At 40.1% G+C, this 15,803-nt stretch carries 15 protein-coding genes; 9 read left to right on the top strand and 6 right to left on the bottom strand.

All coding sequences use genetic code 11. The annotated features are described in order from the left end of the window. Positions 1 to 89: 89 nt before the first annotated feature. The 3 genes from ACKWB9_RS07780 to ACKWB9_RS07770 all read left to right on the top strand — a co-directional run bounded on the left by ACKWB9_RS07780 (position 90) and on the right by ACKWB9_RS07770 (position 2,551). Entirely contained in the window at positions 90 to 776 is a 687-nt protein-coding gene (locus tag ACKWB9_RS07780; protein ID WP_414002445.1) for a Crp/Fnr family transcriptional regulator, read from the top strand. 75 nt (positions 777 to 851) lie between these two features. Further along, a complete protein-coding gene (locus ACKWB9_RS07775; RefSeq protein ID WP_414002444.1) occupies positions 852 to 1,556 on the top strand; it encodes a Crp/Fnr family transcriptional regulator in 705 nt (234 codons plus the stop codon). A gap of 92 nt (positions 1,557 to 1,648) precedes the next feature. After that, the gene (locus tag ACKWB9_RS07770; RefSeq protein ID WP_414002443.1) at positions 1,649 to 2,551 is read left to right on the top strand and encodes a universal stress protein; all 903 of its coding nucleotides are present in this window, start codon (positions 1,649 to 1,651) and stop codon (positions 2,549 to 2,551) included. On the opposite strand, the gene ACKWB9_RS07765 is transcribed toward ACKWB9_RS07770, so the two are convergent. The 5 genes from ACKWB9_RS07765 to hutH all read right to left on the bottom strand — a co-directional run bounded on the left by ACKWB9_RS07765 (position 2,544) and on the right by hutH (position 9,943). Further along, a complete protein-coding gene (locus tag ACKWB9_RS07765) occupies positions 2,544 to 3,737 on the bottom strand; it encodes a hypothetical protein (protein ID WP_414002442.1) in 1,194 nt (397 codons plus the stop codon). The two genes, ACKWB9_RS07770 and ACKWB9_RS07765, sit on opposite strands and share 8 nt — an antisense overlap. Before the next feature lie 352 nt (positions 3,738 to 4,089). Further along, complete coding sequence (gene hutG / locus ACKWB9_RS07760; RefSeq protein WP_414002441.1) at positions 4,090 to 5,055, bottom strand: formimidoylglutamase; 966 nt, start codon at positions 5,053 to 5,055, stop codon at positions 4,090 to 4,092. 8 nt (positions 5,056 to 5,063) lie between these two features. After that, a complete protein-coding gene (locus tag ACKWB9_RS07755) occupies positions 5,064 to 7,064 on the bottom strand; it encodes a urocanate hydratase (RefSeq protein WP_414002520.1) in 2,001 nt (666 codons plus the stop codon). 29 nt (positions 7,065 to 7,093) lie between these two features. After that, complete coding sequence (gene hutI / locus ACKWB9_RS07750; RefSeq protein ID WP_414002440.1) at positions 7,094 to 8,341, bottom strand: imidazolonepropionase; 1,248 nt, start codon at positions 8,339 to 8,341, stop codon at positions 7,094 to 7,096. 27 nt (positions 8,342 to 8,368) lie between these two features. Further along, the gene (hutH, locus tag ACKWB9_RS07745) at positions 8,369 to 9,943 is read right to left on the bottom strand and encodes a histidine ammonia-lyase (RefSeq protein ID WP_414002439.1); all 1,575 of its coding nucleotides are present in this window, start codon (positions 9,941 to 9,943) and stop codon (positions 8,369 to 8,371) included. Positions 9,944 to 10,016: 73 nt separating this feature from the next. Between hutH and ACKWB9_RS07740 the strand changes: the two genes are divergently transcribed. Next, positions 10,017 to 10,913 carry a LysR family transcriptional regulator gene (locus ACKWB9_RS07740; protein ID WP_414002438.1) on the top strand — a complete coding sequence of 299 codons (897 nt, stop codon included), beginning with the start codon at positions 10,017 to 10,019 and terminating at the stop codon, positions 10,911 to 10,913. Between the two features lie 34 nt (positions 10,914 to 10,947). On the opposite strand, the gene ACKWB9_RS07735 is transcribed toward ACKWB9_RS07740, so the two are convergent. After that, on the bottom strand, positions 10,948 to 11,457 hold the full coding sequence (locus ACKWB9_RS07735) for a DUF456 domain-containing protein (protein ID WP_414002437.1): 510 nt from the start codon (positions 11,455 to 11,457) through the stop codon (positions 10,948 to 10,950). Between the two features lie 219 nt (positions 11,458 to 11,676). Between ACKWB9_RS07735 and ACKWB9_RS07730 the strand changes: the two genes are divergently transcribed. Genes ACKWB9_RS07730 through ruvC form a run of 5 tightly spaced genes read left to right on the top strand, consistent with a single transcriptional unit; the run spans position 11,677 to position 15,778 of the window. Then, positions 11,677 to 12,039, top strand: coding sequence for a BlaI/MecI/CopY family transcriptional regulator (locus tag ACKWB9_RS07730; RefSeq protein ID WP_414002436.1), 363 nt, complete (start codon positions 11,677 to 11,679; stop codon positions 12,037 to 12,039). Then, positions 12,036 to 13,547: a TonB family protein gene (locus ACKWB9_RS07725; protein ID WP_414002435.1), complete on the top strand. Its 1,512-nt coding sequence runs from the start codon at positions 12,036 to 12,038 to the stop codon at positions 13,545 to 13,547. Before ACKWB9_RS07730 ends, ACKWB9_RS07725 begins: the two co-directional genes overlap by 4 nt. 11 nt (positions 13,548 to 13,558) lie before the next feature. Continuing rightward, positions 13,559 to 14,701 carry a tetratricopeptide repeat protein gene (locus tag ACKWB9_RS07720; RefSeq protein WP_414002434.1) on the top strand — a complete coding sequence of 381 codons (1,143 nt, stop codon included), beginning with the start codon at positions 13,559 to 13,561 and terminating at the stop codon, positions 14,699 to 14,701. A gap of 41 nt (positions 14,702 to 14,742) precedes the next feature. Further along, positions 14,743 to 15,222: a hypothetical protein gene (locus ACKWB9_RS07715; RefSeq protein ID WP_414002433.1), complete on the top strand. Its 480-nt coding sequence runs from the start codon at positions 14,743 to 14,745 to the stop codon at positions 15,220 to 15,222. A 1-nt stretch (position 15,223) separates the two neighbouring features. Continuing rightward, a complete protein-coding gene (ruvC, locus tag ACKWB9_RS07710) occupies positions 15,224 to 15,778 on the top strand; it encodes a crossover junction endodeoxyribonuclease RuvC (RefSeq protein WP_414002432.1) in 555 nt (184 codons plus the stop codon). The last annotated feature ends 25 nt before the right edge of the window (positions 15,779 to 15,803 follow it).

The raw sequence follows: 15,803 nt of genomic DNA, 5'->3' as shown, positions 1-15,803 counted from the left end.
TGAAATAAATATAAGCTTAAAACATGACAATTATCAGGTTTTGGGATTTTGCTTAGCGGTAACTTTGAATAGATTTAAATATCCAAAAAATGGAAAAGTATAAAATCTGTAATGTTTCCCAATTGGACTATGCCCGCAGTCTTTCCAAAAAGGAGAAGGACGAGGTTGAAAAGACAAGTTCTTTGATACATATAGAAAAGGGCGATGTGGTTTTTTTGGAAAATGAGAAACTACAAAATTTGTATTGTATCCAAGATGGAATCTGTAAGTTCTATACTATGGATGAAAAGGGCAAGGAACATATTACCAAGTTATTGGGAGAAGGCGAACTCATGGGAAGGCGTTCCATCATCAATGACGAGGGAGCGGCCGTTAGTGCAAGGGCGATTACGGATGTTACCTTGTTCAAGATCCATAAAAAACCGTTTTTACAAAGCTTAAAAAAGAACAGTTCCTTTTGTTTGGATGTCTTAAAGGGTTTTATGAGGGATGTTAAGGTGGAGGAAGAAATTAAGAAGACTTTTTATGGCCAAAAGGGTATCAAGAGAAAACTGGCCTCCCTGCTATGTTATTTGTCCGATAAATACGGTGTTGAAAAGAACGGAAGTCTCCGGGCAAAATTAAGAAGAGCCGATATGGCCGGTATTATTGGTACTTCAAGTGAATACGTTATTAATATTCTAAAATATTTTAAGCAACGGAACCTTATAGTAATGGAAGGGCGTGCCATACAGATCGTGTCTAAGAAAAAACTACGGTCTTTCGCTATAAATTAACCCTAAACCTAAAAAATTACAGGATTTCTTTTTTTTGTAACTTGTACTTTTACTCGGTCAGGTAAAATTTCGGAAATGGAAAATAAAGAGCTCACGAGCAGATGTGAAAACTGTATTGTAAGACAGTTCAATTCTTTGCGGGCTATGACCAAAGAGGAATTAAAGTGTGTTTCGGACACTAAGATCAATAAAAAGGTCAAAAAAGGTGAAGCCCTGTTTGCCGAAGGCGATAAGCTGGATGGTATCTATTGTGTTCGCAACGGTGTTTCCAAATTATCAAAGCTCAGTGCCAATGGCAAGAACCAGATCGTAAAATTGGCCAGTAAGGGAGAGGTTATCGGTCAACGATCTGTAGTTGCCGAGGAACATGTAAACTTAAGTGCTACCGCAGTAAGCGATATGGAAGTTTGTTTTATCCCTAAAGACAGTATTGTAAAGACATTGCATACCAATCCAAATTTTACATTGGAAGTATTGCGCCATATGGCCCATGATTTGAAAGAGGCCGATGACGTTATTGTAAATATGAGCCAAAAAACGGTAAAACAGCGCATAGCCGAGGCCTTGTTATATCTCAAAGATAATTTTGGCACCGATAAAGATGGTTTTTTGAACCTGACCCTTTCCCGAGAGGACATTTCCAATGTGGTAGGTACCGCTACAGAATCCTGTATCCGAATTATCTCCGAATTTAAAAAAGGAGGTTTTATAAAGACTTCAGGAAAAAGAATAGGCATTATCGACGAGAAATCTTTAAAAAACCTGATCGAAGGTTTTTGATCGATATCCTCCTTATTTTGAAACCTGATAATTATCATAGTTTCTAGTATTTCTGGGCCTTAGTTTTATGGTGTTAAAACAAAGAGGCAAGAATGAAAAGAGTTTTGATTCCCACGGATTTTTCAGAAAATGCATGGAACGCGGTGCGCTATGGCTTGGAATTATTCAAAGACGAAGAATGTGTTTTTTACCTCTTAAATACCTATACGCCAAGAATAGCTAGTAGTAGGTTTATGGCCGTATCCACAGAAAATGGACAGTCCGCCACATCGTCGCATGACTGTTCCAAAAGAGGGCTCTATGCTTTGACATCTCGAATAGGGAAAAGTTTTTCCAATCCAAAACACACGTTCAAGACGATATCGTCCTTTTCCCTTTTGGTGGATGAGGTCATGGAGGCGGTTCGCAAATATGGTATAGATCTGGTGGTCATGGGTACTAAGGGAGCCAGTGGTTTGGAAGAAGTTTTTATGGGAAGCAATACCGTTCGGGTCATTAAGGCGGTCAAAAATTGTCCTGTATTGGTCATCCCAGAAAAGTTCGAGTATAAAAAACCAACGGAAATAGCCTTTGCTACGGACTTTAATCGTTTTTATACCCATTCCGAACTAGAACCTCTATTGGAAATGGCAAAATCCTTCAAGTCTGTCATACGGATCGTGAATGTGCAATATGAAATAAAAACGTTGACAGAAATGCAGCAGTTCAATTTAGGAATGTTGCGAAAATACCTTAAGGGAGTAGAACATTATATACATACGGTCTCGGAATTGAATTCCGTTTCAAAGACACTAGAGCTTTTTTCAAGTGAAATGGAGATACACTTGTTGGCCATGTTGAATTATCGACATAGTTATATGGAGCGTTTAACACGGGAACCCATAGTTAAAAGAATGGCCTTCCATACCAAAAACCCTTTGCTTATCATTCCAGAACTGAGTATGAAAATAGTACCAAAAACGGAAAGCGAAGGTGAAATTTCCTTTTCTAATTGATCGTGTTCTCTACCCAAAATTTATTTTGGGCGGGAATTGCTTTTTGATGGTTCAATGACAATGGATCAAAGTTCTTCTTGGCAAAGAGATACCAGATCGTTGAGGATAAAGTAGGGGTGATATCGGCATGGTCCCACAAAAGACCTTCTCCATAAGATGTTCCTTGGTTTGTTGTATACGGAATGCCTTTTGAATTGTTATAGCTGGAACTTTGGATAAACGTTTTTTCCAGATTGGTGAGTATGGTATTGGATGTGTCTAACCGATTGTTGGATTGGAAGGCTAAGGCCATTTGGGCCGTTCCCTCCAGCCAAACCACGTCTTTGTCCTCATCAAAACAATAGCCGGAAATATTTTCTCCGTTGAGGGTGAAGGTTTGATTGTTCAGGAACCTATTCGTTTCTTCTAAGAGGTTATGTGACAGCTCGGGAAATATAGCGCTTCCTAATGAATGCAGATCCAGGGCATAGGCGTGTTTCGGATTTTCCGGCCATGCCAAAAATATGTGGTTTTCCGCATCCCAACGTTCGGTTTCAATAAATTGCAGTATTTTTTGATGAAAATCGTCAAAACCTTTAATGGCGTTATAGGCCGTAATAATACCTTCCGTTACTTTGGGAATAGCGGAACCATCTTCATTATAACCACCTTTAAGGGCACCATTTTCTTCCTGTAGAGAACGGATCCAAATATTTAAATGATCAGTTAGTTCATCGTATTTGTTAGAGCTATAATATTCATGGTAATGATTAAGGGCTATCAGCAACCATGCATTATCGCCCAGCCAAACCCTGTTTCCGTTTTCTCCCTTTATATTCCTAAATTGATAAAAACCGCCCGTTCCGGAAAGCAGTTCGGTTTGCATATTATCATTAAAAAAATCGAGTATTTGTTCGGCGTTTTCTCTTTTGCCCTCACTGATAAAGAAGATTGCGGCCAAGGCATTATCATATAAGGATACAAAATTGGAATTTTCGGAACTTTCCATTAATCCGCTGGGACGTTGCATGTTATAGATCCAGTTTTTAGCGGAATCTCCAATAAGCGTTTCAGTATCCGATTCATTCTCATTTTCAGCAAGTACGACCTCTGGAAGAATATTTTCGTTTTGGGTCAAAAGCCCCTCTTTTTGGCAAGCATTTAAGAGAAGTCCTAAGACTGTTGCGTATAATAATCTTTTTGACATTTGATCGTACAGCTGTGATATGGGATACCAAATTAATGTCTTTTTGGTTGACGTTTTGTATAATACGATTATAAGGCACCTTTATCGTCGAATGTCATATACAGGAACGATTGGCCCTGTTTTCGGGTAGATGGTCTAAAAGAATGTTGACCTTGAATAGCTGTTAGCAGAACAAAAAGTGGATTTGGCCGATGATGAATTTAAGAGGGTAAAAAAACTATCAGGTAAAAAACCTTTGCTATCTTTGTATCGTTGTGTTGTGCTTCAAACTTGTTTGGGGCATTTGTGTTTATCGAAACAGTATCGATAAAACCAATGAAAGGCTTTCCATTTGGGAGGCTTTTTTTGTTTCTCAGCCTTCTTGGGAATTATGGATTACATAATGGGCCAAAGAGGCGGCCAACTTGGCCGTTTGGTGGTCCACATCATATTTAGGGTTCATTTCGGCAATATCCAGACTTATTAATTTTTGGGAATCCAGAATAAGTTTAAGGCATTCCAAAACAATATCCGGGGAGAATCCCATAGGGGAAGCTGCGCTAACTCCCGGGGCAAAGGCAGATGAGAATCCGTCTAAATCTATGGTGGTGTAGATATGATCTACATCTTCAATAAATTGCATAAGCCGGAGTTGTACATGCTCCAAATAGTGCATATTAAAATGTTTTTCTTCTATATAAAAAACTTTTAATTGATCGGCCGTCTCAAAAAGGATTTTGTCATTCGCATTTTTTCGTATGCCCAAACACAAATAGTTAAAGTCAAGATTATCACTTTGACAATCTTGCGCAATTTGATAAAAAGGGGTCCCGGAATTGTTCCTTTTTTTATTGGAACGTAAATCAAAATGAGCATCAAAGTTGATAATCCCCAATGATTTGCCTTTCGGAATATGTTTTCTTAGTCCCTTAAAATGACCATAGGCCACATCATGCCCTCCGCCTAGGACAATGGGAAGTATACCTTTGCCCAAAAGTTGATCGGTCATTTCCGATAAACTTTTTTGGGTGGCTTCCATATCGCCATCTTCACATACTACCGTTCCAACATCAATAAGTTGGGTATTTTCATTCAAATGGTTCGGCATTTTGGCGAGTTGTGTCCGTATAACGTCCGGGCCTTTTACCGCTCCTATTCTGCCTTGGTTCCGTAGTACGCCTTCATCACAGGCATAACCTAAAATGGCTACCGTTTTTTGGGTATTTGTTTTTTTAAGGATATCGGCATGGGTGCATAAAACCTTTTCATGCAGATACGACCTGGCATCGGATTCCCTACCTGTCCATAATGTTGAATCGGGTTTAATGAATTGTGACATACCCAAATTTAAAATAGATGTTCCAATAATGAATCTTCCACTAAATTAGGTAAAGTTATTTTGAGTTGGGGCGTTCTGGCCATTTCTCGTTCAATAGCGAAAATAGCTTCTTTATTTCTGGCCCAGCTTCTTCTTGAAATCCCATTATTTACATCATAGAACAACATATTTTTTAATTTTCTGGAAGCTGTTTCAGAACCATCCAAAAGAAGTCCGAACCCACCGTTCATTACCTCGCCCCAGCCAACACCGCCACCGTTGTGTATGGATACCCAGGTGGCCCCGCGAAAACTATCGCCAATAACATTGTGTATGGCCATATCTGCCGTAAATTTACTTCCGTCATAAATATTACTGGTTTCCCTGAACGGGGAATCCGTTCCACTTACATCATGATGGTCCCTGCCCAGAACAACGGGTGCCGAAATATTACCCTTCTTGATCGCCTCGTTAAAAGCTTCCGCTATTTTGGCCCTTCCTTCGGCATCGGCATATAAAATCCTGGCCTGTGAGCCTACTACTAATTTATGCTGCTCGGCCTCTTCTATCCATTTGATATTATCCTGCAATTGTTGTTTGATTTCGGCCGGAGCTTCCTTTTTTATTCTTTGCATTATTTTAAGGGCAATGGCATCGGTTTTTTGCAGATCCTCTAGATTGCCGGAAGTGCATACCCAGCGAAAAGGCCCAAATCCATAATCAAAGCACATGGGGCCTAAAATGTCCTGTACATAGGACGGGTATTTAAAATCGATATTGTTTGTGGACATTATATCTGCCCCGGCCCGTGATGCCTCCAATAAAAAAGCGTTTCCATAATCAAAAAAATAGGTTCCTTTTTCTGTGTGTTTGTTCACGGCCGTTGCATGTCTACGTAAAGATTCCTGAACTTTTGACTTAAAAACATCGGGATTGGAACTCATCAATCTATTGGATTCCTCAAAAGACAGGCCTACGGGATAATAGCCCCCTGCCCATGGATTGTGCAAGGAAGTTTGGTCGGATCCCAAATGCACAAAGATTTCCGCTTTGTAAAATTGCTCCCATACCTCTACTACATTACCTATATAGGCCAGGGAAACGGTTTCTTCATTTTCTTTGGCGGTGATGGTCCTTTCAATAAGAATTTCGATATCATCGATCAGTTCATCCACCCAACCTTGTTCATACCTTTTGACGGCGGCCAGGGGGTTGACTTCTGCACAAATAGTGATACATCCGGCAATGTTTCCAGCTTTGGGCTGTGCACCGCTCATGCCTCCAAGTCCGGCGGTCAGAAATATTTTTCCATTTGGACTTTCTTTTTTCTTCAGCACCTTGCGAAAGGCATTCATAACGGTAATGGTGGTGCCGTGAACGATGCCCTGCGGACCAATATACATATAGGAGCCTGCTGTCATCTGCCCGTATTGGGTAACGCCGAGCGCATTGTATTTTTCCCAATCATCGGGTTGGGAATAGTTGGGAATCATCATACCATTGGTAACCACTACCCGGGGAGCTTCCTTGGATGAAGGAAAGAGCCCCATAGGGTGACCTGAATATATGTGAAGTGTTTGGGTTTCGGACATTTCTGCCAAATACCTCATGGTTAAGAGATATTGGGCCCAGTTTTGAAAAACGGCACCGTTGCCACCATAGGTAATTAATTCTTCGGGATGCTGGGCAACGGCCGGATCTAGATTGTTCTGTATCATCAACATAATGGCCGCTGCCTGTGCGATACGGGCCGGATATTCGTTTATGGACCGTGCATGCATTTTATAATCCGGCATAAATCGATACATATAGATACGCCCATATTTTTTTAGTTCCTCGGCAAATTCCCGTGAGAGTTCCGCATGCCAAGATTTTGGGTAGTACCTTAAAGCGTTTTTTATGGCCAATTTCTTTTCTGAAAGGGAAAGGACGTCCTTTCTTTTGGGGGCATGGCTTAGGTTTATAGAAGGTGTCTTTTTTTTTGGCAGTTCTGTTGGTATGCCCTGTTGAATTTGTTGCTTAAAGTCCATTTCCGATTTCATGTTTAACCCTCGTATTTTCAACTGTGTTTATTATAAATATTTTTACCCTTTTTCCATACCATACAAGGCTTAAAACTGCCTTGGTTATAGAGTACTTCTTTATAATTGTTGGTGTGGAACAAGGAGAAGTCGGCCAACATTCCTTTTTTCAGCATGCCTCTGTCCTTGAGGTTTAAGGCGGCGGCGGCCCTAAACGTAATTCCCGCTAAGACTTCGGCATTGGTCAATTTTTCAAAAGTCCCCAATACGCTGGCCTGCATTAAAAGGTCACCCATGGGTGCAGATCCGGGATTATGATCGCTTGCAATGGCTAAAGCCCCGCCCGCATCTAAAATTTTTCGTGCGGGGGTAAAATTACAGCCCAATCCAAGCGAAGCTCCCGGTAAAGCGGTCGCAATAACATTACTTTTGGCCAAAAACGCTATTTCACGTGGGGTACTCGCTTCCAAATGGTCTGCGCTCAGGGCTTTGAATTTTACGGCTATGGCACTTCCTCCGGTACTGAATTGATCGGCGTGGACCGTAATGTCGAACCCCGCTTCTTTGGCTTTTTGAAAATAGGGTGTTATCTGTTCGGGAGAAAAAGCGCTTTCCTCTATAAATGCATCGATTCTGTTGGATAGTTTCTCTTCCTTTAATTTAGGGAAAAGCGTAAGACTTATTTCTTTCAAATACGCTTCCGCTGTTCCCGAATAATCCCTGGGGAGCATGTGTGCCGCCAGGCAAGTAGGGATAAGGTCAAGAGGTGTGGCCGAGTTTACTTCTTTTATGGTTCTGAGCATTTTTAGCTCCTCGGCTATGGATAAACCATAACCACTCTTTACCTCAATGGTGGTAACACCATTTTTTAGATGTTGTTTTACCCTTTTGATCGTTTTTTTTGCGAGTAGCTCCTTGGAAGCTGTTCTGGTCCGTGTAACGGTATCCCAAATACCTCCGCCGGATTTTGCTATTTCCAAATAGCTTTTTCCGGCATTGCGCATGGCATAGTCGTTGGCCCTGGAGCCTCCAAAACAGATGTGGGTATGGGCATCTATAAAGCCCGGAAAGCATACGTGATCTCCTTCCAAGCGATAAACCTTCGCTTTTTTATAGGAAACCAAAAGTGTTTCGAATTTTGCTATGGCAATGATTTTTTCATCTTGGATAAGAATCCCGGCATCCTCCATAACAACAAGCTCCGAATCCGATATGGGACCTTTAAGGGATAACCCTGTCATGGAAACCACTTGTTTTATAGGGCCTATAAGTTTTAGGTTTTCCATTTCTCGCTATTTTTTTTGGTATTTGTGTTAGTAAATTTCAAATTCTTCGGAATATTTCGTTTTGAGGAAGGTGTTTTCCCGCTTTTCAACTTCCCGGATTACTTTGATGACCCTTTTGTCTTGTACCATTTTTATTCCTTTCTGGATATCATCGGCAAAAACCCTATCCTGTTCGGCAAAGTCCACTTCCTTACGTATTTCCTTATGGATTTCATCCAAAAACACCCCTGACTTCATGGGCTTTCTATACTCAAAAGCCTGTGCGGCGGTCAATAGTTCTATGGCCAATATCTTTTCAACGTTCGCAATGACCCGTAATGCTTTCCGTCCTGATATAGATCCCATACTCACATGATCTTCCTGCCCCAAAGATGTAGGGATACTATCTGCACTGGACGGAAAACATAGCCCTTTATTTTCGCTTGCCAATGCTGCCGTAGTGTATTGAAGGATCATATATCCCGAATTAATACCGGTATCCTTCATAAGCAATTTAGGTACTCCGGGGCTGTTTCCTTCCAGGGCCAGATAAATTCTCCGGTCGGAAATATTCCCAATTTCCGATGCCGCTAAACAAGCATAATCCAAGGCCATCGCCAGAGGCTGCCCATGAAAATTACCTCCGCTTATGGTCAGGTCTTTATCTATAATGACCGGATTGTCCGTAACCGAATTCAATTCTATTTCCAATAATTCCTTAAGATGCAGCCATGCGTTTCTTGATGCTCCATGTACCTGTGGGATACACCTTAAGGAATAGGGGTCCTGTACTCTTTCACAGTCGATATGGTCTTCCATGATCTCCGAGCCTTTGAGAAGCCTTTTCACCCTTTTTGCTACATGCAGATTGCCCTTGAACGGGCGTAAGGCATGGAGTTCGTTGTAAAAAGGTTTGACGGAACCTTGGAGTCCCTCGATCATCATTGCCCCAATAACGTCTGCCTGGGATAGTACGGCATGCAGTTGTTCCACGACTTTTACAGCATGTGCGGCAATAAACTGGGTGCCATTGATAAGTGCCAGACCTTCTTTTGGGCCTAAATGCAAGGGCTTTAACCCCGTTTTTTCAAAGAGTTCCGATGTAGGAATCGTTTTGCCCATATAGGAGACGTTTCCAAGCCCGATCAAGGGGAGGAACAAATGCGAAAGTGGTGCCAGGTCTCCGGAAGCACCCACCGAACCCTGGGAGGGCACTTCGGGTATGGCATCGTTTTGTATGTGCCACAGAATACGTTCCAGGGTTTCCAATCGGATGCCTGAAAACCCCTTGGCCAGGGAATGTGCCTTAAGGATAAGCATGAGCTTGGAAAGCTCAGAGGCGATCGGTTCCCCTACACCAACACTGTGGCTTTTAAGTATATTCTGCTGGAGAATCTTGGTTTCTTCTTTAGAAATCGTAGTTGTGCATAACGGACCAAATCCCGTATTGATGCCATAAACCACATCGCCTTTGGCAACAATATCGGTAACAATGGTTGCGCTGGAATTGACTTTCTTTCGAGTGGGTGCTGACAATGCACAAACAAGTTGCCCCCTGGCTATATGTAATGCCTTTCCGGCGGTCAAATGACCTTCACCGAGATTAAATACTGTTACGGACATATTTTTTATTATAGGAAAATCAAAGTTATTGATTAGTTTTGATAATTACCAATACCATTAAAGTGAACAATCAATGCTTGAAAGTTATCAATTAGAAGTAAGACATTTAGCCTATTTTTTGGCCGTTGCTGAGGAATTACACTTTAGGAAGGCCGCTGAAAAACTATATATATCACAACCCGGCTTGAGCAGACAGATCAAACAGATGGAAAACCGGTTACAGGCACAATTGTTCGTTAGGGATAAAAAAAGAGTATCGCTTACCCCTGCCGGACATTATTTAAAAAGACAGGCCAAATCCATATTCCGGGAGCTAAAAGAGACTAAAAGGCAAATACAATTGATCGGGGCGGGAGATACGGGAGAAATAAGAATCGGGTTTTTAGGTTCTGCCATGCAAAATGTAATTCCTTCATTATTGCTAAAACTGAAGGATGCTTTCCCAAAAATTAAAACATCTTTGGAAGAACGTTCCAACTTAAATCAGGTCGATGCCGTTTTAAAGGATGATTTGGATATTGGCTTTGTTCGTTTGGCCAAGGTACCCGATGAATTATATATGAAAACGGTTTATGAGGATACGTTTTCCCTGGTCCTTCCCCAAAATTACCCCATGCATGCACGGGAATATACGGGAATGCATCAATTTGCCGAAAATGAATTTATCCTTTTCAATCAGGAATACAGCCCTTATTATTATGAAACTATTATGAGTATTTGTGCGGATGCGGGATTTAAGCCTAGAGTTTCGCATAAATCCGTTCATGCACAGACTATTTTTAAATTGGTGGAAAACAATATGGGCGTTGCCATTGTACCAACGGCACTTCAGGGCGGTTTTCAAATGGCGGTTAAATTTATCGAGTTGAAAACGTTGCCACAACGAGCCGTTTTATCCGTAATCTGGAAAAAGGAAAATGCAAACCCCGTATTAAAAAATTGTGTAGACCTGCTATTGGACAAATCTTAAAACGAATTTAACCCAATGTGAAGATTGTTGTTTTTTAATTGAAAAATGGAAATAATCCGGACCGATGTTCCCATACTTTAGAAACAAACAGGCCCAAAAAGATTATAGCGACAACGAACTTCATAAAAGTCCCTGTCAGAAAACCCAAAAAAGAGCCAAAAGCTGCCTTTAGTGCCGTTTTATTATCGGCCTTGGCAGAAAGTTCGCCTAAAAAGGCACCTAAAAAAGGACCGATAATAATGCCTCCCGGAATCGGTGCCAATAGCCCTATAATAAGCCCAATGGTGGTGCCTATCATACCTGCCCTGGTACCTCCAAATTTTTTAGTGCCGATTGCGGGAATAATATAGTCCAACGCAAATATGATCAGGGCTATCCCTAAAGTAATGCCCAAAAACCACCGGTTCATGGGAACAGCGTTGGTCAAGTGCAATAATAAAAGCCCGATCCAGCTAAGGGGCGGTCCCGGAAGAACCGGTAAAAAACTCCCTAGAATACCTATAAGCATAAAAAAGAATCCGAGGATTAACAATGTAAGGTCCATTCAAGATATTTTTTATGTGACGAAGATAGCACGGTTTTGTTACAGTTCTTGATTTAGATCGATGGGTAATAATCGATTTATTAACTAATAAATTAGTTTTAACTAAATTTTTAGTTATATTAGCATTGTGATTTTGAAACAAAGATGCGATGCCCGATTTATTTAGGTGCCCTTGCAATGATAGAATATGATAAAGATGTTAAATTAAATTTAGTACTCATGAAACAATTGACAAAAGCGGAAGAAGAAGTAATGCAGGTGCTATGGCAACTGGAAAAATGCAATGTGGCCGCGATTATTAACAAACTCCCGGAGCCAAAACCGGCGTACAATACCGTTTCTACTATAGTCCGTATATTGGAGAATAAGGGTTTTGTAGACCATGAACAAAAAGGAAAGGGATATAACTATTTTCCGTTGGTGAAGAAGTCCGATTACAGTTATCAATCCATCAATAAATTGGTAGAGGGTTATTTTCAGGGTTCCTATAAGAGTATGGTTTCTTTTTTTATGAAAAAGAACGATATGAGCCTTTCCGAGCTGGAATCCATTTTAAATGAAATCAAAAAAGAGAAGAAATGATACAGTATATCTTGGAATGTATCGCCTTTCAGTTGGTGTTCCTCGTCGTTTATGATTTCTTTCTAAAAAAGGAAACGTTCTTTCAATGGAATAGAACTTATTTGATCGGCTCCTATTTATTGTCATTGGTTTTGCCATGGATAAAAATAGAGGCCCTCCGGAAGGAAATACCGGAAACGTTTTACGGGTATCCGGAGTTTCTTTGGAATTTTCAACAATCGGAAATAGCGGTATCGATAGAGACTGCCGAAAAATTTACACTTACCTGGCAAGAGAGCATTTTCTTGGGAGGGATGTCTTTGGCCCTTATTTGGTTTGTTATTAAACTATGGCGATTGGTCCAGCTTCGTAAAAAAGGGGAGATTACCTATTTTAAGGATTTCACCCAAGTATTAGTGCCGAAAAGCAGTTTGGCATTTTCTTTTTTCAAATCTATTTTTTTAGGCGAAGAGGTGGCCAAAAAAGAATACCCGATCATCATATCCCATGAATTGGTGCATATCAAACAAAAGCATTCATTGGACCTTTTGTTTTTTGAGGTAATGCGAATCGTAGGTTGGTTCAATCCCCTAGTATACGTCTATCAAAACAGGGTTGCCGAATTGCACGAATTTATTGCTGATGCACATCTACCTGTGGGGGAAAGAAAGGCGCATTATGAGCTGTTGTTGTCCCAAATTTTTCAGACCCGGAATATCTCTTTCGTAAATCAATTTTTTAAAAAATCATTACTAAAAAAACGAATAGTCATGTTACAAAAAAACGAATCAAAAAAAATACTTCGAGTAAAGTACCTGTTGTTAATGCCTATTATAGCGATGATGTTAGTTTATTCATCTATAGAGGCGCAAAAAAAGGAAAAAAACCAAAATGAACAGACTGCTAATACAAAGAACGATAAAAATACAGATAATAAAATTTTTAGTGCAACTAGGGATTCTCTTTTAGATGTTCCTTTTGCGATTGTTGATCAGGTTCCCATTTTTCCAGGGTGTGAAGATGAGGACGATAAACGTACCTGTTTTCGAAAAATGATACAAAAGCACATCTCCAAAAATTTTCAATACCCCCAGGAGGCCCAAGAAAAAGGGATACAGGGGAAGGTTAGTATCATCTTTGCAATCGATGCCGAAGGCAATATAATCCATATTGAAAAACGTGGTCCAGATAAATTATTGGAGGATGAAGCAGAGCGTATTATCAGAAAATTGCCCAGAATGACCCCAGGCGAACATAAAGGAAAAAAAGTAAATGTTCCTTTTTCCATTCCAATAACATTTAAGCTGGAAAGTAAAGAGTTGCAGAATGATATGATAATTCGTTTCGTAAATGGAATAGCCCCCCTATACTTTGTTAATGGCGTAGAATATACCAAAAAGGATGTGGAAGCCATAGATTCCGATCATATTGAGTCCATTAATGTTAGAAAAGGGGAAGAAGCTATAAAAAAGTACGGCCCAAAAGGGAAAGATGGCGTAGTTGAGATAAAAATGAAGAAGATCAATTAAGGTCATACCCAATGCGAATAGTATTTATAGTTCTTTTGTTGTTCAATCTAAAGGCCGAAGCCCAAAATTCGACCTTGATCATTGCCGATAGCCTCTATGCTACTGGAAATTATATCAAGGCGATCAATACGTATGCCAAAGTTGGTAGTACCCAATCTGGATTACAAATTGCCCGTGCCTATAATACCATGGGTAATTTTGAGAAGTCCGTATTACAATATGAGGGGGTAATGGGCAAAAACCCGCAAATGGAAATTGCTCGATTTGAGTTGGGGAAACTATTGTTAAAGATTAATAAGCATAACAAGGCGCAAGGGTTATTTATGGCATTGATCGCCAAAAACCCCAATAACCCCGAATATCATTATCAACTGGGTCGAACCTTGCAAAAAATGGATAGTTTAGATCAAAGCATCCCTCATTATAGTAAGGCGGTAGTAATAGATTCTACACATCTTAGAAGTCATTTTCAATTGGCGAAATATTACCTGATCAAACGCGAAAAAGATTCCGTTATGCATTATGCGGATATGGGGTTGGTATTTTACCCAGAAGATGTTTCCCTGATCAATTTTAAAGCATTGGGATACTTTAATAATAAGGAATATACGAAGTCCATTCCCTTTTTTGAAAAACTTTTGAAATTGGGCGAACAAAAGAAATACGTTTATCTAAAATTAGGCTATGCCTATTTTAGGGGTTGGGAATTTGAAAAGTCCAAAGAAGCTTACAAAACTGCTATTGGGATGGATGAAGATGAAAACAATGGGGATGTTTATTATGAATTGGGGCAGGTTTTTAAGAAGGGTAGGGAACTGGATAGTGCCGCTTATTATATTAAAAAATCCATAGCGATCCAAAAACCATATCTGGCCGAAGAATATGAAAGTTTGGCGCAGATATTCGGAGCTAAGGAGCATTTTAAAGAATCCTTGGAGTATTATAGATTGGCCCATAAAGAAAATCCTGAGGAATCCCGGCTTTATTATCAGATTTGCTCTACTACGGATCGAATTGTCAAATCATTGGATAGGAAATTGGAGTGTTACAAAAGCTTCATTAAAAGGTATGGTCGTGAACGGCCTTATATTTCTCGAATAGTGCAAAAACGGATTAGGGAATTAATGGCTCAAATCCATTTTGAAAAGGAATAAAGTCCTTAAAAAATCGTAATTTCCGTTATAGTTTTGGCAGAATGAAACGGTTTTTGGTCATGTTGGTTTTTGGGATCTTGATTTCTTGCAATTACTTTGAACCCAAAGAGGAACGAACGCAAAAAATCATCGCTTCGGAATTGGAGCAAATAGATTGGAATACCGTAGATGCCTATCCGCTCTTTTACGATTGTGACGAGTCTGCTGTAAAAGAGGAACAGCGTAGCTGTTTTGAAAGTAAGTTGACGTCCCATTTTAAAAATACCCTAAAGGAGTTCGAATTTACCATAGATGCAGATACAGATCCGAAAGTCAATGTTATTTTTGTGGTAAATTCCAAAGGAAGAATAATCATTAAGCGTATAGAAAAAGATCCGTCCGTTATAAAACAGATGCCGGAGTTTGACGGTATTATTTCACAAAGTTTAAAAAACTTACCTACTATTGCACCTGCGATAAAAAGGGGGATTCCGGTAAGTACAAAATTCAGTATTCCCATAAAACTAAATAGGAGAAAGTAAATTGGCCAAAGAAAAAATTATATTGGGAATCGATCCCGGTACTACGGTAATGGGTTTTGGCATCATAAAAGTGGTCAACAAAAAGATGGAATTCATTCAAATGAACGAATTGCTCCTTAAAAAATACAATGATCCCTATACGAAGCTCAAACTCATTTTTGAGCGCACTATTGAACTGATCGATTCCTATCACCCCGATGAGATTGCCATTGAAGCTCCTTTTTTTGGTAAAAATGTACAGTCCATGTTGAAATTGGGTAGGGCACAGGGTGTAGCTATGGCAGCGGGACTTTCAAGACAAATTCCCATTACGGAATACCTTCCCAAAAAAATAAAGATGGCCATAACGGGCAATGGAAATGCCAGTAAGGAACAAGTGGCAAAAATGCTCCAGGGGCTTTTGGGGTTAAAGACTTTACCTAAAAATTTGGATAGTACGGACGGTCTGGCCGCTGCCGTTTGTCATTTTTACAATGAAGGCAGGGTAGAGGTAGGCAAGAGTTATACGGGATGGGCTTCCTATGTGAAAAATAACCCTAAAAAAGTAGGTAAATGAATAGTATGCAGAGGACAGTTGCGGT

Source organism: Maribacter spongiae (assembly GCF_047345125.1).
Classification (GTDB): Bacteria; Bacteroidota; Bacteroidia; order Flavobacteriales; family Flavobacteriaceae; genus Maribacter.
The sequence above is the reverse complement of the archived record's forward strand: the minus strand, read 5'-3'. Positions and strand labels throughout refer to the sequence as shown.

Excerpts from the sequence above, each read along its gene's own strand:
- ACKWB9_RS07730 (WP_414002436.1), top strand. The coding sequence starts at position 11,677 with ATGAAACAATTGACAAAAGCGGAAGAAGAAGTAATGCAGGTGCTATGG.
- ACKWB9_RS07765 (WP_414002442.1), bottom strand. The coding sequence starts at position 3,737 with ATGTCAAAAAGATTATTATACGCAACAGTCTTAGGACTTCTCTTAAAT.
- ACKWB9_RS07720 (WP_414002434.1), top strand. The coding sequence starts at position 13,559 with ATGCGAATAGTATTTATAGTTCTTTTGTTGTTCAATCTAAAGGCCGAA.
- ACKWB9_RS07780 (WP_414002445.1), top strand. The coding sequence starts at position 90 with ATGGAAAAGTATAAAATCTGTAATGTTTCCCAATTGGACTATGCCCGC.
- ACKWB9_RS07740 (WP_414002438.1), top strand. The coding sequence starts at position 10,017 with ATGCTTGAAAGTTATCAATTAGAAGTAAGACATTTAGCCTATTTTTTG.
- ACKWB9_RS07725 (WP_414002435.1), top strand. The coding sequence starts at position 12,036 with ATGATACAGTATATCTTGGAATGTATCGCCTTTCAGTTGGTGTTCCTC.
- ACKWB9_RS07775 (WP_414002444.1), top strand. The coding sequence starts at position 852 with ATGGAAAATAAAGAGCTCACGAGCAGATGTGAAAACTGTATTGTAAGA.
- ACKWB9_RS07755 (WP_414002520.1), bottom strand. The coding sequence starts at position 7,064 with ATGGACTTTAAGCAACAAATTCAACAGGGCATACCAACAGAACTGCCA.
- ACKWB9_RS07770 (WP_414002443.1), top strand. The coding sequence starts at position 1,649 with ATGAAAAGAGTTTTGATTCCCACGGATTTTTCAGAAAATGCATGGAAC.
- ACKWB9_RS07735 (WP_414002437.1), bottom strand. The coding sequence starts at position 11,457 with ATGGACCTTACATTGTTAATCCTCGGATTCTTTTTTATGCTTATAGGT.
- ACKWB9_RS07715 (WP_414002433.1), top strand. The coding sequence starts at position 14,743 with ATGAAACGGTTTTTGGTCATGTTGGTTTTTGGGATCTTGATTTCTTGC.
- hutI (WP_414002440.1), bottom strand. The coding sequence starts at position 8,341 with ATGGAAAACCTAAAACTTATAGGCCCTATAAAACAAGTGGTTTCCATG.
- hutH (WP_414002439.1), bottom strand. The coding sequence starts at position 9,943 with ATGTCCGTAACAGTATTTAATCTCGGTGAAGGTCATTTGACCGCCGGA.
- hutG (WP_414002441.1), bottom strand. The coding sequence starts at position 5,055 with ATGTCACAATTCATTAAACCCGATTCAACATTATGGACAGGTAGGGAA.